This is a genomic window from Ruegeria lacuscaerulensis (assembly GCF_013033355.1).
GTDB classification, from domain to species: domain Bacteria; phylum Pseudomonadota; class Alphaproteobacteria; order Rhodobacterales; family Rhodobacteraceae; genus Ruegeria; species Ruegeria lacuscaerulensis_A.
This window is the reverse complement of the sequence record NZ_WQDY01000007.1, coordinates 1-16,950: the sequence shown is the minus strand read 5'-3', so window position 1 is coordinate 16,950 and position 16,950 is coordinate 1. Positions and strand designations below refer to the sequence as shown.

At 57.5% G+C, this 16,950-nt stretch carries 10 protein-coding genes; 8 read left to right on the top strand and 2 right to left on the bottom strand.

Annotated features, from left to right (window positions below):
- Positions 1 to 53: 53 nt before the first annotated feature.
- On the bottom strand, positions 54 to 1,025 hold the full coding sequence (locus GOW48_RS13125; protein ID WP_170754434.1) for a phosphotransferase family protein: 972 nt from the start codon (positions 1,023 to 1,025) through the stop codon (positions 54 to 56).
- Positions 1,026 to 1,426: 401 nt separating this feature from the next.
- Between GOW48_RS13125 and rplJ the strand changes: the two genes are divergently transcribed.
- From rplJ to GOW48_RS13095, 5 genes are all read left to right on the top strand, one after another.
- On the top strand, positions 1,427 to 1,945 hold the full coding sequence (gene rplJ, locus GOW48_RS13120; RefSeq protein ID WP_170355300.1) for a 50S ribosomal protein L10: 519 nt from the start codon (positions 1,427 to 1,429) through the stop codon (positions 1,943 to 1,945).
- Between the two features lie 79 nt (positions 1,946 to 2,024).
- Positions 2,025 to 2,399 carry a 50S ribosomal protein L7/L12 gene (gene rplL, locus GOW48_RS13115; RefSeq protein ID WP_008755409.1) on the top strand — a complete coding sequence of 125 codons (375 nt, stop codon included), beginning with the start codon at positions 2,025 to 2,027 and terminating at the stop codon, positions 2,397 to 2,399.
- Positions 2,400 to 2,648: 249 nt separating this feature from the next.
- Complete coding sequence (gene rpoB / locus GOW48_RS13110) at positions 2,649 to 6,785, top strand: DNA-directed RNA polymerase subunit beta (protein ID WP_170754432.1); 4,137 nt, start codon at positions 2,649 to 2,651, stop codon at positions 6,783 to 6,785.
- Between the two features lie 50 nt (positions 6,786 to 6,835).
- The gene (gene rpoC, locus GOW48_RS13105) at positions 6,836 to 11,077 is read left to right on the top strand and encodes a DNA-directed RNA polymerase subunit beta' (protein ID WP_170754430.1); all 4,242 of its coding nucleotides are present in this window, start codon (positions 6,836 to 6,838) and stop codon (positions 11,075 to 11,077) included.
- Between the two features lie 705 nt (positions 11,078 to 11,782).
- Positions 11,783 to 12,652: a DMT family transporter gene (locus GOW48_RS13095; RefSeq protein WP_170754426.1), complete on the top strand. Its 870-nt coding sequence runs from the start codon at positions 11,783 to 11,785 to the stop codon at positions 12,650 to 12,652.
- On the opposite strand, the gene GOW48_RS13090 is transcribed toward GOW48_RS13095, so the two are convergent.
- Entirely contained in the window at positions 12,637 to 13,443 is an 807-nt protein-coding gene (locus GOW48_RS13090) for a putative rhamnosyl transferase (RefSeq protein WP_170754424.1), read from the bottom strand. The genes GOW48_RS13095 and GOW48_RS13090 overlap by 16 nt on opposite strands.
- Before the next feature lie 398 nt (positions 13,444 to 13,841).
- Here GOW48_RS13090 and rpsL point away from each other — a divergent pair, with 398 nt between their 5' ends.
- The 3 genes from rpsL to fusA are packed head-to-tail and all read left to right on the top strand — an operon-like array spanning position 13,842 to position 16,835.
- Positions 13,842 to 14,213 carry a 30S ribosomal protein S12 gene (gene rpsL, locus GOW48_RS13085; protein ID WP_005621086.1) on the top strand — a complete coding sequence of 124 codons (372 nt, stop codon included), beginning with the start codon at positions 13,842 to 13,844 and terminating at the stop codon, positions 14,211 to 14,213.
- Between the two features lie 15 nt (positions 14,214 to 14,228).
- A complete protein-coding gene (rpsG, locus tag GOW48_RS13080) occupies positions 14,229 to 14,699 on the top strand; it encodes a 30S ribosomal protein S7 (protein ID WP_039529242.1) in 471 nt (156 codons plus the stop codon).
- 18 nt (positions 14,700 to 14,717) lie between these two features.
- On the top strand, positions 14,718 to 16,835 hold the full coding sequence (gene fusA / locus GOW48_RS13075) for an elongation factor G (protein WP_170754422.1): 2,118 nt from the start codon (positions 14,718 to 14,720) through the stop codon (positions 16,833 to 16,835).
- Positions 16,836 to 16,950: the final 115 nt, after the last annotated feature.

The window sequence follows — 16,950 nt, the reverse complement described above, 5'->3', positions numbered from 1 at the left end:
AGCCATTTCTTCAGCTCCGATCACACAATTTTGTTAGCAGCGCGAAAGTTGCGTTAATCAAAACGGTCCTGAAATGCGATGCGCAGTCGGTTGCCCAGCCTGTGCCGTTTGTCTTCCTCGTACGGGCTGCAGCGATGGTTTAAGTGCCACAGTGCCAACCAGTCCAAAATCAACCGTCCTCGGATGCAGGTGTCCAGAATGCCCATATGGATGGGGTGTGCGTAACGCCGGAAAAACATCTCTTTGTTTGTTTTCAAAATGCCACTGCGATCCACTTCCTGAGGGGGAGCGTCGCGAAACACATCGGACTTCAGGAAGTCCACGATGTCATAGGGGGCCAGTTTCACCCTGACCTCGGTGAAATCCAAACCGATCATATGCCCTCGGCCGACGATCAGGTTCTGTGCATGGAAATCACCATGTGAAAACACCTGCGTTTCCAGAGTGCCCCTGAGGCTCCATGCTTCGTTTGTCAGCACATCCAGCATTGCCGCGCTTTCGCGTTGAATCTCTTGTGGGACATGCGCCGCTGCGGCCTGAATGTTGTCGAGCATCCATTTCGGTCGAAATCCGTATTGCTGTAGCGGGCGGTACGCGTGCAAATGGTGCAGCCATTCTCCGGCGCGTCGATAAATCTGGGCGACCTGATCCGCATCAGGACTTTTGTGAATAAGATCCGCTGCGGTTGGACGGTCGATATACTCTGTCACGAAGAACGTCTGCGAGGGTGAGATGTAGACAGGGCGAACAACTTGCAAAGTCTGCGTGTCTTCGAAATAAGCCGACAGGGTCGTCAGAAGGTCATATTCCTTCTGCAACCGACCCGTTTCCGGAGAGGTTGTATCAATCTTTAGGGCGTACTCCCCTGAACCGGTTCTCAGGCGCAATAGGTACCGGGTGTCAGCAAAATCATGCGATCGGTAGACGCATTCAAACCCGGATAAGCTTAGGTTCCTGCCATGTGCCGAGAATTCTTCGACGCAACCTGTCGCAAATCGGTGTTCTTGCGGGGAGAGTTTCGGCATTTGCAGCGTGTTATCCGGGGTTTGGGTGCGCGAGACAGGACCTTAGCGTGAATGACATGTCAATGCCGCACAATACAGTTTGGACAGGGTGCCTCGCTGGGAAGGGATTGCAGCGATTTGATGTGATTTACCTCTTGGAAACCCCGCCTATCTGCCCTAAAGAGACTTGCGGAGTAAAGCGTGCGATTCGTCGTGCGCTTTATTTCGTTTCGTCCAAGACGGTGGGTGACCTTGCGAAAGGTCTTAATTCCCTGCCTGAGACGGGTAAGACCAAAGAATTCTGAGGGTCGCATTCCTCGGGCGCATTTTGGCCAATCCCGTAACAACGGACCTGAACGCTGGGGTTTCGGCCTCGGCAAATATGAGCCGGGATGTCCAACATCCCAAACTTGGAGAGAACTGTGGATAGAGCCCAGAAAGAGAAAGTGGTCGAGGAACTCGGCCAAATCTTCGAAAGCTCTGGCGTCGTAGTGGTTGCCCATTACGCCGGTCTGACAGTTGCCGAGATGCAGGACCTTCGCGCACGTGCTCGTGACGCGGGTGGTGCCGTGCGTGTTGCCAAGAACAGGCTCGCCAAAATCGCCCTCGACGGAAAGCCATGTGAAAGCATTGGTGACCTGCTGACGGGTATGACCGTTCTGACCTATTCCGAGGATCCCGTGGCAGCAGCCAAGGTGGCCGAGGACTTCGCCAAAGAGAACCAAAAGTTCGAAATCCTTGGCGGTGCAATGGGCGAGAACGCTCTGGACCGGGCTGGTGTTACAGCCGTGTCGAAAATGCCGTCGCGTGAAGAGCTTATTGCTACGATCGCGGGTATGCTTGGCGCGCCTGCTTCGAACATCGCCGGTGCAATTGGCGCACCTGCAAGCAACATCGCAAGCATCCTTTCCACCATCGAAGAGAAGGCGGAAGCTGCGTAAGCGGTTGGCACTGAATGATCTGCGTAGGGTGAACACCCTGACGTTGGAACACACACTGTAAACGGAAAGAGCTGATAAAATGGCTGATCTGAAAGCACTCGCAGAAAGCATCGTGGGTCTGACCCTGCTGGAAGCACAAGAACTGAAAACCATCCTCAAAGACGAATACGGCATCGAGCCCGCAGCAGGCGGCGCAGTTGTCATGGCAGCTGGTGGCGACGCCGGCGGCGCAGCTGAGGAAGAAAAAACCGAATTCGACGTCGTTCTGAAGAACGCCGGCGCTTCGAAAATCAACGTGATCAAAGAAGTTCGCGGCATCACCGGTCTGGGCCTGAAAGAAGCCAAAGAGCTGGTTGAAGCTGGCGGCAAGATCAAAGAAGGCGTTGACAAGGCAGAAGCCGAAGAAGTCAAAGCCAAGCTGGAAGCAGCTGGCGCCGAAGTCGAGCTGGCCTAAGCCAACCGACAGGTGCATCGCTGATGTGCCGAAAATTCAGGCTGGGCCCGGAGAAATCCGGGTCCAGCCGAACCTGTCTTAGAAAGGGCCTCATATGTTGGGGCGTTTTCTAAGACGCGGTTCGTGGATCGGGAGGCTGCCTTCGGGACGGTGGCCACGAATTGATCCGGACGTGTCGTCTCGAATGTGCAGGATGCCGGGGCCCGACGGTGTCTTTGCCCGCTGAGAACTTGAAAGGTGACATCTGACATGGCTCAAACGTTCCTTGGCCAGAAACGTCTTCGTAAATACTACGGCAAAATCCGCGAAGTGTTGGAAATGCCGAACCTCATTGAGGTACAGAAATCTTCTTATGATCTTTTCCTGCGCTCCGGCGATGCAGAACAGCCCACTGACGGCGAAGGCATCAAAGGCGTGTTCCAGTCGGTTTTCCCGATCAAGGATTTCAACGAGACCTCCGTTCTGGAGTTCGTGAAATACGATCTGGAAAAACCCAAATACGACGTCGAAGAGTGCATGCAGCGCGACATGACCTACAGCGCACCGCTGAAGGTCACTCTGCGTCTGATCGTGTTTGATGTCGATGAAGATACCGGCGCGAAGTCGGTCAAAGACATCAAAGAACAGGACGTGTTCATGGGCGACATGCCCCTGATGACGCCGAACGGTACGTTCATCGTGAACGGCACCGAGCGTGTGATCGTCAGCCAGATGCACCGCTCGCCCGGTGTGTTCTTTGACCACGACAAGGGCAAGACCCACTCGTCCGGTAAACTGCTGTTCGCCTGCCGCATCATCCCGTATCGCGGCAGCTGGCTGGACTTTGAGTTCGACGCCAAAGACATCGTTTTTGCCCGTATCGACCGTCGCCGCAAACTGCCTGTGACGACCCTGCTTTATGCGCTGGGTCTGGATCAGGAAGCGATCATGGACGCGTATTACAACACCGTGTCCTACAAACTGGATGGAAAGAAAGGCTGGGTCACGCCGTTTTTCCCCGAGCGTGTCCGCGGCACTCGTCCGACATACGACCTGATCGACGCGAAATCGGGTGAAGTGATTGCCGAAGCGGGCAAGAAAGTCACTCCGCGCGCGGTCAAAAAGCTGATAGACGAAGGCAGCGTTACCGAATTGCTGGTTCCCTTCGACAACATCGTTGGGAAGTACGTCGCCAAGGACATCATCAACGAAGAAAACGGCGCGATCTATGTCGAAGCCGGTGATGAACTGACCCTGGAATACGACAAGGACGGCGACCTGATTGGTGGCACTGTCAAGGATCTGATGGATGCGGGCATCACCGACATCCCGGTTCTGGACATCGATAACGTCAATGTCGGCCCCTACATGCGCAACACCATGGCTCAGGACAAGAACATGAGCCGCGACACCGCGCTGATGGACATCTACCGCGTCATGCGTCCGGGTGAGCCGCCCACCGTTGAGGCTGCGTCGGCCCTGTTCGACACGCTGTTTTTCGACAGCGAGCGCTATGATCTGTCCGCTGTTGGCCGCGTGAAGATGAACATGCGTCTGGCTCTGGACGCGCCGGACACCCTGCGTACCCTGCGTCGCGAAGACATCGTGGCCTGCATCAAAGCGCTGGTGGAACTGCGTGACGGCAAGGGCGACATCGACGATATCGACCACCTGGGCAACCGTCGTGTGCGCTCGGTCGGCGAACTGATGGAAAACCAGTACCGCGTCGGCCTGCTGCGCATGGAGCGCGCGATCAAAGAGCGTATGTCGTCGGTCGAGATCGACACTGTCATGCCTCAGGATCTGATCAACGCGAAACCGGCTGCGGCTGCTGTTCGCGAATTCTTTGGCTCGTCGCAGCTGTCGCAGTTCATGGACCAGACCAACCCTCTGTCGGAAGTCACCCACAAACGCCGCCTGTCGGCGCTTGGGCCGGGTGGTCTGACACGTGAGCGTGCGGGCTTTGAGGTGCGCGACGTGCACCCGACCCACTACGGCCGGATGTGCCCGATTGAAACGCCGGAAGGTCCGAACATTGGTCTGATCAACTCGCTGGCCACCTTTGCCCGCGTGAACAAGTATGGCTTCATCGAAACACCGTACCGCGTCGTCAAAGACGCTGAGGTGACCGATGAGGTTCACTACATGTCCGCGACCGAAGAAATGCGTCACACCGTGGCGCAGGCGAACGCGACGCTGGATGCGGATGGCAAGTTCATCAACGATCTGGTTTCGACCCGTCAGGCTGGTGACTACACGCTTGCCCCGCGTGAGAATGTTGACCTGATCGACGTGTCGCCGAAACAGCTGGTTTCGGTCGCGGCATCGCTGATCCCGTTCCTTGAAAATGACGACGCCAACCGCGCTCTGATGGGCTCGAACATGCAACGTCAGGCGGTTCCGCTGCTGCGCGCCGAAGCGCCGCTGGTTGGCACCGGGATCGAGGAAAAGGTTGCGATCGACTCAGGCGCTGCGATTCAGGCGAAACGCGCTGGTATCATCGACCAGGTCGATGCCCAGCGTATCGTTATCCGCGCGACTGAGGATCTGGAACTGGGCGATGCGGGCGTTGACATCTATCGTCTGCGCAAATTCCAGCGGTCGAACCAGAACACCTGCATCAACCAGCGTCCGCTGATCAAGGTGGGTGACACTGTCCAGAAGGGCGAGGTCATTGCCGATGGTCCGTCGACCGATATGGGTGAGCTGGCCCTGGGTAAGAACGTGGTCGTCGCGTTCATGCCGTGGAACGGTTACAACTACGAAGACTCGATCCTTATCTCGGAACGTATCGCGCGTGACGACGTCTTTACCTCGGTCCATATCGAGGAGTTTGAAGTCGCCGCTCGTGACACCAAGCTGGGTCCGGAAGAGATCACCCGCGACATCCCGAACGTCGGTGAAGAAGCGCTGCGCAACCTCGACGAGGCGGGCATCGTTTACATCGGCGCGGATGTTGAGCCGGGCGATATTCTGGTCGGCAAGATCACTCCGAAGGGCGAAAGCCCGATGACCCCGGAAGAAAAGCTGCTGCGCGCCATCTTTGGTGAGAAAGCATCCGACGTGCGCGATACCTCGCTGCGCGTGAAGCCGGGCGATTACGGTACGGTCGTTGAGGTCCGCGTCTTCAACCGTCACGGCGTTGAGAAAGACGAACGTGCGCTGCAGATCGAGCGTGAGGAAGTCGAACGTCTGGCCCGTGACCGGGACGACGAGCTGGCGATCCTGGACCGCAACATCTATGCGCGTCTGCAAGGTCTGATCCTGGGTAAAACCGCTGTGAAAGGCCCGAAAGGCGTCAAGCCGGGCTCGGTGATCACCGAGGAACTGCTGGAAACCCTGACCCGTGGTCAGTGGTGGCAACTCGCGCTGGAAGGCGAGCAGGACGCACAGATCGTCGAGGCTCTGAACGAGCAGTACGAAGTGCAGAAACGCGCTCTGGACGCCCGTTTCGAGGACAAGGTCGAGAAAGTTCGCCGTGGCGACGACCTGCCGCCGGGCGTGATGAAGATGGTCAAAGTCTTCATCGCCGTGAAGCGTAAGCTGCAGCCGGGCGACAAGATGGCCGGTCGTCACGGGAACAAAGGTGTGATCTCCAAGGTTGTTCCGATGGAAGACATGCCGTTCCTGGCCGATGGTACGCCGGTCGACTTCTGTCTGAACCCGTTGGGTGTGCCTTCGCGTATGAACGTTGGTCAGATTCTTGAAACCCACATGGGTTGGGCCGCACGCGGTCTGGGTCTGAACATCGACGACGCTCTGGGTGAATACCGCCGGTCCGGCGATCTGACCCCGGTGCGCGAAGCGATGAAGCTGGCTTATGGCGAGAATGTCTACGAAGAAGGCATCACCGGTCTGGACGAGGATGGCCTGATCGAGGCTGCGGGCAACGTGACCCGCGGTGTTCCGATCGCAACCCCGGTCTTTGACGGTGCCAAAGAGGCGGACGTCAACGACGCGCTGGTGCGTGCGGGCTTCTCGGAAAGCGGTCAGTCGGTTCTGTTCGACGGTCGCACCGGTGAGCAATTCGCACGTCCGGTCACCGTGGGCATCAAGTACCTGCTGAAACTGCACCACCTTGTGGACGACAAAATCCACGCGCGTTCGACCGGGCCGTACAGCCTGGTTACCCAGCAGCCGCTGGGTGGTAAGGCGCAGTTCGGTGGTCAGCGCTTTGGTGAGATGGAAGTCTGGGCTCTGGAAGCTTACGGCGCCGCCTACACCCTGCAGGAGATGCTCACCGTGAAATCGGATGACGTCGCCGGCCGGACCAAGGTCTATGAGTCGATCGTCAAGGGCGAGGATAACTTTGAAGCGGGCGTACCGGAATCGTTCAACGTTCTGGTTAAAGAAGTCCGTGGCCTCGGCCTGAATATGGAACTCCTGGATGCGGAGGTTGAGGAGTAAGGGCGCTGCCCTTTCTCCCGTCCCCCCTTCCGCAAGATTTGAGGTAACAAATGAACCAGGAAATCACCAACAACCCGTTCAACCCGCTGACGCCCCCGAAGGTCTTTGACGAGATCAAGGTCTCGTTGGCGTCGCCCGAGCGGATTCTGTCTTGGTCCTATGGCGAGATCAAGAAACCCGAAACCATCAACTACCGGACGTTCAAGCCTGAACGTGACGGCCTGTTCTGCGCGCGTATTTTTGGCCCGATCAAAGATTACGAATGTCTGTGCGGCAAATATAAGCGGATGAAATATCGCGGCGTTGTCTGCGAGAAATGCGGTGTGGAAGTCACCCTGCAAAAAGTCCGCCGTGAGCGTATGGGCCACATCGAACTGGCCGCGCCCGTCGCACATATTTGGTTCCTGAAATCGCTGCCGTCCCGCATCGGTCTGATGCTGGATATGACGCTGCGCGATCTGGAACGTGTTCTGTACTTTGAAAACTATGTCGTCATCGAGCCCGGTCTGACTGACCTGACTTACGGCCAAATGCTGACCGAAGAAGAGTACATGGATGCGCAGGATGCCTATGGCATGGACGCGTTCACCGCCAATATCGGTGCCGAAGCCATCCGTGAGATGCTGGCCCAAATCGATCTGGAAGCCGAAGCCGAGCAACTGCGCGCTGATCTGGCCGAAGCGACCGGCGAGTTGAAGCCCAAGAAGATCATCAAGCGTCTGAAAGTTGTTGAATCCTTCCTCGAGTCGGGCAACCGTCCCGAGTGGATGGTGATGACCGTGATCCCGGTCATTCCGCCGGAACTGCGTCCGCTGGTTCCGCTGGATGGTGGCCGTTTCGCGACCTCGGATCTGAACGATCTGTATCGCCGCGTCATTAACCGGAACAACCGTCTGAAGCGTCTGATCGAACTGCGCGCGCCTGACATCATCGTCCGCAACGAAAAGCGGATGTTGCAGGAATCCGTGGACGCTCTGTTCGACAACGGCCGTCGTGGCCGCGTGATCACCGGCGCCAACAAGCGTCCGCTGAAATCGCTGTCGGACATGCTGAAAGGGAAACAGGGTCGCTTCCGTCAGAACCTTCTGGGTAAACGCGTCGACTTCTCGGGCCGTTCGGTCATTGTGACAGGTCCGGAACTCAAGCTGCACCAGTGTGGTCTGCCCAAGAAGATGGCGCTGGAGCTGTTCAAGCCGTTCATCTACTCGCGCCTTGAAGCCAAAGGTCTGTCTTCGACCGTGAAACAGGCGAAGAAACTGGTCGAAAAAGAACGTCCCGAAGTGTGGGATATCCTCGACGAGGTGATCCGCGAACACCCTGTCATGCTGAACCGTGCGCCGACGCTGCACCGTCTTGGCATTCAGGCGTTCGAGCCCGTTCTGATCGAAGGTAAAGCCATCCAGCTGCACCCGCTGGTCTGTTCGGCCTTTAACGCCGACTTCGACGGGGACCAGATGGCCGTTCACGTCCCGCTGAGCCTTGAGGCCCAGTTGGAAGCGCGAGTGCTGATGATGTCGACGAACAACGTTCTGTCGCCTGCTAACGGCGCGCCTATCATCGTTCCGTCGCAGGATATGATCCTGGGTCTTTACTACGTGACCCTGGAACGCGAAGGCATGCCGGGTGAAGGCAAAGTCTTTGGTTCGATCGAAGAAGTTCAGCACGCGCTGGACGCGGGTGAGGTGCATCTGCACTCTAAAATCACCGCGCGGATCACGCAGATCGACGACGAAGGCAACGAAGTTCAGAAGCGTTATGAAACCACTCCGGGCCGTCTGCGTCTGGGTGCGTTGCTGCCGATGAACAACAAAGCGCCGTTCGAACTGGTCAACCGCCTGCTGCGGAAGAAAGAAGTGCAGCAGGTGATCGACACCGTCTACCGTTACTGCGGTCAGAAAGAGTCGGTTATCTTCTGTGACCAGATCATGTCGATGGGCTTCAAAGAAGCGTTCAAGGCGGGCATCTCGTTCGGTAAGGACGACATGGTCATTCCGGACGACAAGTGGGGCATTGTTGATGACACCCGCGGTCAGGTGAAGGACTTTGAACAGCAGTACATGGACGGCCTGATTACTCAGGGCGAAAAGTACAACAAAGTTGTCGATGCCTGGTCGAAGTGTAACGACCGCGTAACCGAGGCCATGATGTCGACGATTTCGTCGTCGGATCGGGCAGCGGACGGCTCTGAGCAGGAACCGAACTCGGTCTACATGATGGCCCACTCGGGCGCGCGTGGCTCGGTCACTCAGATGAAACAGCTGGGCGGTATGCGCGGCCTGATGGCCAAGCCGAACGGTGACATCATCGAGACGCCGATCATCTCGAACTTTAAAGAAGGTCTGACCGTTCTCGAGTACTTCAACTCGACCCACGGTGCCCGTAAGGGTCTTTCGGATACCGCTCTGAAGACGGCGAACTCGGGTTACCTGACCCGTCGTCTGGTGGATGTGGCGCAAGACTGTATCGTTCGTGAGATCGACTGTGGCACCGAACGTGCGATCACTGCCGAAGCCGCCGTGAATGACGGTGAGGTTGTTGCCTCGCTGGCCGAGCGCGTGCTGGGCCGTGTATCTGCCGACGACGTTCTGCGTCCGGGCACCGATGAGGTTCTGGTTGCAGCCGGTCAGTTGATCGACGAACGCATGGCCGACACCATTGACGAAGCTGGCGTTGCCTCGATGCGCATCCGCTCGCCTCTGACCTGTGAGTCCGAGGAAGGCGTTTGTGCCACCTGCTACGGCCGTGACCTTGCACGCGGTACCATGGTGAACACGGGTGAGGCTGTCGGCATCATCGCCGCGCAGTCGATCGGTGAACCCGGTACACAGCTGACCATGCGGACCTTCCACATCGGTGGCGTTGCGCAAGGTGGTCAGCAGTCGTTCCAGGAAGCGAACCAAGAAGGTGTTGTCGCGTTCGAGAACCCGCAGATTCTGATCAATGCCGCAGGCGAAAGCCTGGTCATGGGCCGGAACATGAAGCTGGTGATCAACGACGAACACGGCGAAGAGCGTGCCAGCTTCAAGCTGGGCTACGGCTCCAAGCTGTTCGTCAAGGATGGCGCCAAGGTTGCTCGCGGCGACAAGCTGTATGAATGGGATCCCTACACTCTGCCGATCATCGCCGAGAAAGCCGGTACCGCGAAATATGTCGACCTTGTTTCGGGCATCGCTGTCCGGGATGAGACCGACGATGCAACCGGTATGACCCAGAAGATCGTGATCGACTGGCGCGCCGCCCCCAAAGGCAGCGACCTCAAGCCCGAGATCATTCTGGTCGGTGAAGATGGCGAACCAGTCCGCAACGATGCGGGCAACCCGGTTCACTATCCGATGTCGGTGGATGCGATCCTGTCGGTCGAAGATGGTCAAACTGTCGAAGCTGGTGACGTTGTCGCGCGTATCCCGCGTGAAGGCGCCAAGACCAAGGACATCACCGGTGGTCTGCCGCGTGTGGCCGAACTGTTCGAAGCCCGTCGTCCGAAAGATCACGCGATCATCGCAGAAGCCGATGGTTACGTGCGCTTTGGCCGCGACTACAAGAACAAGCGCCGCATCAGCATCGAGCCGGCTGACGAGTCCATGGAGACCATTGAATACATGGTGCCCAAGGGCAAGCACATCCCGGTCGCCGAAGGGGACTTCATCCAGAAGGGTGAGTACCTGATGGACGGTAACCCTGCTCCGCATGACATCCTGTCCATCATGGGTGTCGAAGCGCTGGCGGATTACATGATCGACGAGGTGCAGGACGTGTATCGTCTGCAGGGCGTGAAGATCAACGATAAGCACATCGAGGTTATCGTGCGCCAGATGCTGCAGAAGTGGGAGATTTTGGATTCAGGCGACACCACCCTGCTGAAAGGCGAGCATGTCGACAAGCAAGAGTTCGACGCGGCCAACGAGAAGACCATCGCCCGCGGTGGTCGTCCGGCACAGGGCGAGCCGATCCTTCTGGGGATCACCAAAGCCTCGCTGCAAACGCGTTCGTTCATCTCGGCGGCGTCGTTCCAGGAAACCACTCGCGTGCTGACCGAAGCCTCGGTTCAGGGCAAGAAAGACAAGCTGGTTGGCCTGAAAGAGAACGTCATCGTTGGTCGTCTGATCCCCGCTGGTACCGGTGGCGCGACTCAGGCCGTGCGTCAGGTGGCCCAAGGTCGCGACAACGTCGTCATCGAGGCGCGCCGGGAAGAGGCCGAAGCAGCCGCTGCTCTGGCTGCTCCGGTTATTGACGACGACATGGTCGGTGATGAGCTGGACATCGTGGTCGACGCCCCCGAAAGCCGCGAATAAACGCGGTTTCAGAGCAAAGAACAGGCCCTGCGGAAACGCGGGGCCTTTTTTTGTTGTTGTGGTCTTGCCGAACAGAGCGCCGATCGTATCAAAAAAGGCGCACGGTGGGCTCAGGCAATGCGACAGATGTGCGTTCAAGTGCTCAGATTCAGGAACAGAACGCCAAGCGCAACCTCCACAAACGCGCCCGTCGCAAACCAATTAAGAAGTAGTTTTCCGCTTAGCGCACTTCGATAGACGCCGCGAACAAACAAGACTGGAATGGCGGCGATCCAAACAATGGTCAATATGGCAACAGGCACTCCAAACGCGCCCGGCGTGTCACCGTTTTTCACGGATTCCGGTGCCAGATCAGAAATTGCTTGAAGGTTGAAAAATAGGAAAAACACAACAACGAGCTGAGAGCGCCCCAAAACACTAAGTCAAATCTGATAGGGGTCGGGCCAGGCTGAGGTCTGCGGGTTTTCGACTGTGTCACGCGCGCCTTTGGTTGCGGCTGATCACCACGGGTTTGGTAGCGATGTGGTCGCTGACCAAAACCTTGAGAATTCTTCTCAAACACAATGTCTCCAGAAAATTAGCTTTAGAATGGTCAAACCGTTCAACACATTGGTGCGATCTGCAATTCACTTTTCCAGCCACGTCTATTGACTTGCAGCGCGTCATCCCCGCGAATGAGCACGAAAATATCTGAGTTCGGTTTCCATGTCTCCAAACATAAAAGGCGCCCTGCTGATGATGGGCAGCATGGCGGGCTTTACCATCAATGATACGCTGATCAAGCTGGCAGGGGAGCAGGTGCCTTTGTTCCAGATGGTGGCGATGCGCGGGGCTTTGGCGACGGTTCTGGTCTATCTCTTGGCGCGGCATTTGGGGGCTTTGCATCTGAACTTTCCACGCCACGACAAATGGCTGATCGCCGCGCGTTGTTTGGCCGAGTTGTCGGCCACGTTCTTCTTTTTGACTGCGTTGTTGCACATGCCATTGGCCAATGTGACCGCCGTGTTGCAGGCGCTACCACTGACAGTGACTTTAGGCGCGGTGCTGTTCTTTCGGGAGCAAATCGGCTGGCGCCGGATCGTGGCTATCGGGTTGGGCTTTACTGGCATGCTACTGATTGTCCGGCCGGGTCCCGAAGGTTTCAGTATCTATGCCATCTACGCTCTGATTGCGGTATTGTCCGTCACTGTGAGGGATCTGATCACGCGGCGCATGTCCGTTCATGTGCCTTCGCTGACGGTGACGCTGGCGACATCGGTTACTATTACGGTGTCGGCCGGGATCGCCTCTGCGACCACGGGCTGGCAACCTGTCCCATTCGACGCGGGGGTGATGATCGCCTGCGCTGCGGTGTTTGTGCTGATCGGGTATCTGTGCAGCGTTATGGTCATGCGCGAGGGCGATGTGGGTTTCATCGCGCCATTCCGTTATTCCAGTCTACTGTGGGCGCTGGCATTGGGCTGGGTCGTGTTCGGAGATTGGCCTGATGCCGTCACCATGGCTGGCGCTGTTTTGGTCGTCGGCGCCGGCCTGTTTACTCTATTCCGCGAACGTGCGGCTCATGCAGCCGAGTGAACTCGACGCACGGCGTCCTGATCGATGGCAAAGCGGGCGATGAACTCGCCCTCTTGTTCGGGGGTCAGGGGTGCAAGCTGGGTGTTGCTTTTGCGGGCATGGGGTGAATCGTTGAACGAATTCAGCGTGCGCACCCACATCGGCGCGTCTGGATAGCTGATCACTGGCATGTAGTTACCGATCCGGTGATGCCCAAAATTCATGATTGTCAGGTCACTTCCACCCCGCACGTACATGGCAAACCCGATCCCCAGCAGCGGTTGAAACACCTGCGCGGCGTGAATGCCCTCGGGCCCGAACCGCGCCAGGAACCCTTGGTTATAGTCGATGGCGACCGTTTTGTGGTTGCGCATCAGCGCACCGCCTTCGTCAGCGGCGATACGTAGCCGTTCGACGAAATCCACCGACACGGCGTCGTCGTCGTCATGGCGAAACTGGATACAGGGCGCGTTGGGGTCGTGACGCGCAGCGTTCAGGATCTCTTTCATCACCCGGCGGTGGCGCATGGGGCGACGGGCGATGATCTGCACCTGTTTCATGCCTGCGGTCAGGTCGTGCAGCCGATCAAATGCGGGTTTCGGCAGGCAATCCCCGATCACGATGAGCAATTGGAAATCTCCATCCGTCTGTTCGCGCAGACAGGGCAGGGTGGTGGTTTCAAACAGGCGAAACCTCTCTTCCAGCCGGGTAGGGTGGTAGAGATAGGCGCGCCGTTCCTCGATCGTGTCATGTTCGACCTGAAAGCCGCCATGGGCGGGGTAGGAAAAGCGGCACAGGCCGATGATTTGCATGGGTCATCCGTGGTGCGTGGCGTTGTCCCCGACTATGCCCCTGCGCCCCCGAACCCGCAATGGCAAGCAGCACTGGCGGCCGACGATCGGACCGTATAAGTCAACGGAATGCAGGCTGATATGCGACGGGTCCGGTGTACTGTTGACACTTGCGCCGACTCCCCTTAATACGCGCCCATCTCGGTACCGGGGGCCGCCTCAAAACCGATCTCAGTAATGGACTGGTCAAGACCCGAACAATTTTGCAGTTCGCGTCCTCTGATAACCAACCGCGACGTTCACCTCGGAATGGGAACGCTCGCGGGTTTTGCGCTTGTGGACGCATGAGTGCAGCAAAGTTTAACCGCACGCAATGCGCGTGCATGTCATGTGTGTTGCAAAACGGGGAAGAAACCGGAATGCCAACTATTCAACAGCTGATCCGCAAGCCGCGGCAGCCCAAAGTAAAACGCTCGAAGTCCATGCACCTGGAGCAGTGCCCGCAGAAACGCGGCGTCTGCACCCGTGTGTACACCACCACACCGAAAAAGCCGAACTCGGCTATGCGTAAGGTTGCCAAAGTGCGCCTGACCAACGGGTTCGAGGTCATCTCGTACATCCCCGGTGAAAGCCACAACTTGCAGGAACACTCGGTTGTTCTGATCCGTGGCGGCCGTGTAAAAGACCTTCCCGGTGTGCGTTACCACATCCTGCGCGGTGTTCTGGATACTCAGGGCGTCAAAGATCGTAAGCAACGTCGTTCGAAATACGGCGCGAAGCGTCCCAAGTAAGAAGGAGAGGCTGATATGTCACGTCGTCACGCCGCCGAAAAACGCGAAGTCCTGCCTGACGCCAAATTTGGCGACAAGGTTCTGACCAAATTCATGAACAACCTGATGATCGACGGCAAGAAGTCGGTCGCAGAGCGCATCGTTTACAACGCCTTTGACCGCGTTGAAAACAAGATCAAGCGCGCACCTGTCGAAGTGTTCCACGAAGCGCTCGACAACATCAAACCGTCGGTCGAGGTTCGCTCGCGCCGGGTTGGCGGTGCAACCTATCAGGTTCCCGTCGAAGTACGCCCCGAGCGCCGCGAAGCACTGGCCATCCGCTGGCTGATCACCGCCGCCCGTGGCCGCAACGAAAACACCATGGAAGAACGCCTCGCCGGTGAACTGCTGGACGCTGTACAGTCCCGCGGTACTGCCGTGAAGAAGCGCGAAGACACCCACAAGATGGCCGAGGCGAACAAAGCCTTCAGCCACTACCGTTGGTAATCCAGAGGCTTATCCAAAATGGCACGCGAATATCCGCTCGAACTATACCGTAACTTCGGTATCATGGCGCACATCGACGCAGGTAAGACCACCTGCTCGGAGCGTATCCTGTATTACACTGGTAAATCCCACAACATCGGTGAGGTGCACGATGGTGCAGCCACCATGGACTGGATGGAGCAGGAGCAGGAGCGCGGCATCACCATCACTTCGGCTGCGACCACCACTTTCTGGGAGCGCACCGAGGACGGTCAGACCGCCGATACCCCCAAGCACCGCCTGAACATCATCGACACCCCCGGCCACGTTGACTTTACCATCGAAGTTGAGCGTTCGCTGGCGGTTCTCGACGGTGCCGTCTGCGTTCTGGACGCAAACGCCGGTGTTGAACCCCAGACCGAAACCGTGTGGCGTCAGGCTGACCGCTACAAGGTTCCGCGTATGGTTTTCGTCAACAAGATGGACAAGATCGGCGCAGACTTCTTCAACTGCGTTCGCATGATCGAAGACCGCACCGGCGCACGCGCCGTTCCGGTTGGTATTCCGATCGGCGCCGAGTCTGAGCTGGAAGGTCTGATCGACCTGGTTACCATGGAAGAGTGGCTGTGGCAGGGCGAAGATCTGGGCGCAAGCTGGATCAAAGCACCGATTCGCGACAGCCTGAAAGACATGGCTGACGAATGGCGCGGCAAGATGATCGAAGCGGCCGTCGAAATGGACGACGACGCGATGATGGAATACCTGGAAGGCAATGAGCCCGACGTTCCGACCCTGCGCGCCCTGCTGCGCAAAGGTACTCTGGACATCGCGTTTGTTCCGGTTCTGGGTGGTTCGGCGTTCAAGAACAAAGGCGTTCAGCCTCTGCTCAACGCTGTGATCGACTATCTGCCCAGCCCGCTGGACGTCGTTGATTACATGGGCTTCAAACCCGGCGACGAGGAAGAAGTTCGTGACATCGCCCGTCGTGCAGACGACGATATGGCTTTCTCGGGTCTGGCGTTCAAAATCATGAACGACCCCTTCGTTGGCTCGCTGACCTTTACCCGGATCTACTCGGGCACCATGAACAAGGGTGACTCGATCCTGAACTCGACCAAAGGTAAGAAAGAGCGCATCGGTCGTATGATGATGATGCACTCGAACAACCGGGAAGAGATCGAAGAAGCGTTTGCAGGCGACATCATCGCGCTGGCAGGTCTGAAAGACACCACCACCGGTGACACCCTGTGTGACGCGAAAGAGCCGGTCGTTCTGGAAACCATGACTTTCCCCGATCCGGTCATCGAGATCGCGGTTGAGCCCAAAACCAAGGGCGACCAAGAGAAGATGTCCCAGGGTCTGGCCCGTCTGGCCGCCGAAGACCCGTCCTTCCGTGTGGAAACTGACCTGGAATCCGGTCAGACCATCATGAAGGGCATGGGCGAACTTCACCTGGACATCCTGGTTGACCGTCTGAAGCGCGAGTTCAAGGTTGAAGCGAACATTGGTGCACCGCAGGTGGCCTATCGTGAAACCATCTCGATGCCGGTCGAGCACACCTACACCCACAAGAAACAGTCGGGTGGTTCGGGTCAGTTCGGTGAAGTTAAGCTGGAAATCCAGCCGACCGAGCCAGGCGAAGGTTATTCGTTCGAAAGCCGCATCGTTGGTGGTGCCGTTCCGAAGGAATACATCCCGGGTGTTGAAAAAGGCATCAACTCGGTCATGGATAGCGGCCCGCTGGCTGGCTTCCCCGTGATCGACTTCAAGGTTGCCCTGCTGGACGGTAAGTTCCACGACGTTGACTCGAGCGTTCTGGCGTTCGAAATCGCGGCCCGTATGTGTATGCGTGAAGGCATGCGCAAAGCTGGCGCGAAACTGTTGGAACCGATCATGAAGGTCGAAGTGATCACTCCGGAAGAATATACCGGCGGTATCATCGGCGACCTGACCTCGCGTCGTGGCCAGGTGTCTGGTCAGGAACCGCGCGGCAACGCGATCGCGATCGATGCGTTCGTTCCGCTGGCGAACATGTTCGGCTACATCAACACTCTGCGTTCGATGTCGTCGGGCCGTGCCCAGTTCACCATGCAGTTCGATCACTACGATCCGGTTCCGCAGAACATCTCGGACGAGATCCAGGCGAAATACGCATAACCAAAGATTTGAGGGGGTCCGGTTCACGGGCTCCCTTCATTACCGAAAAAGGAGGCCATCATGGCAAAGGAAAAGTTTGAGCGTACAAAACCGCACGTCAACATCGGCACGATTG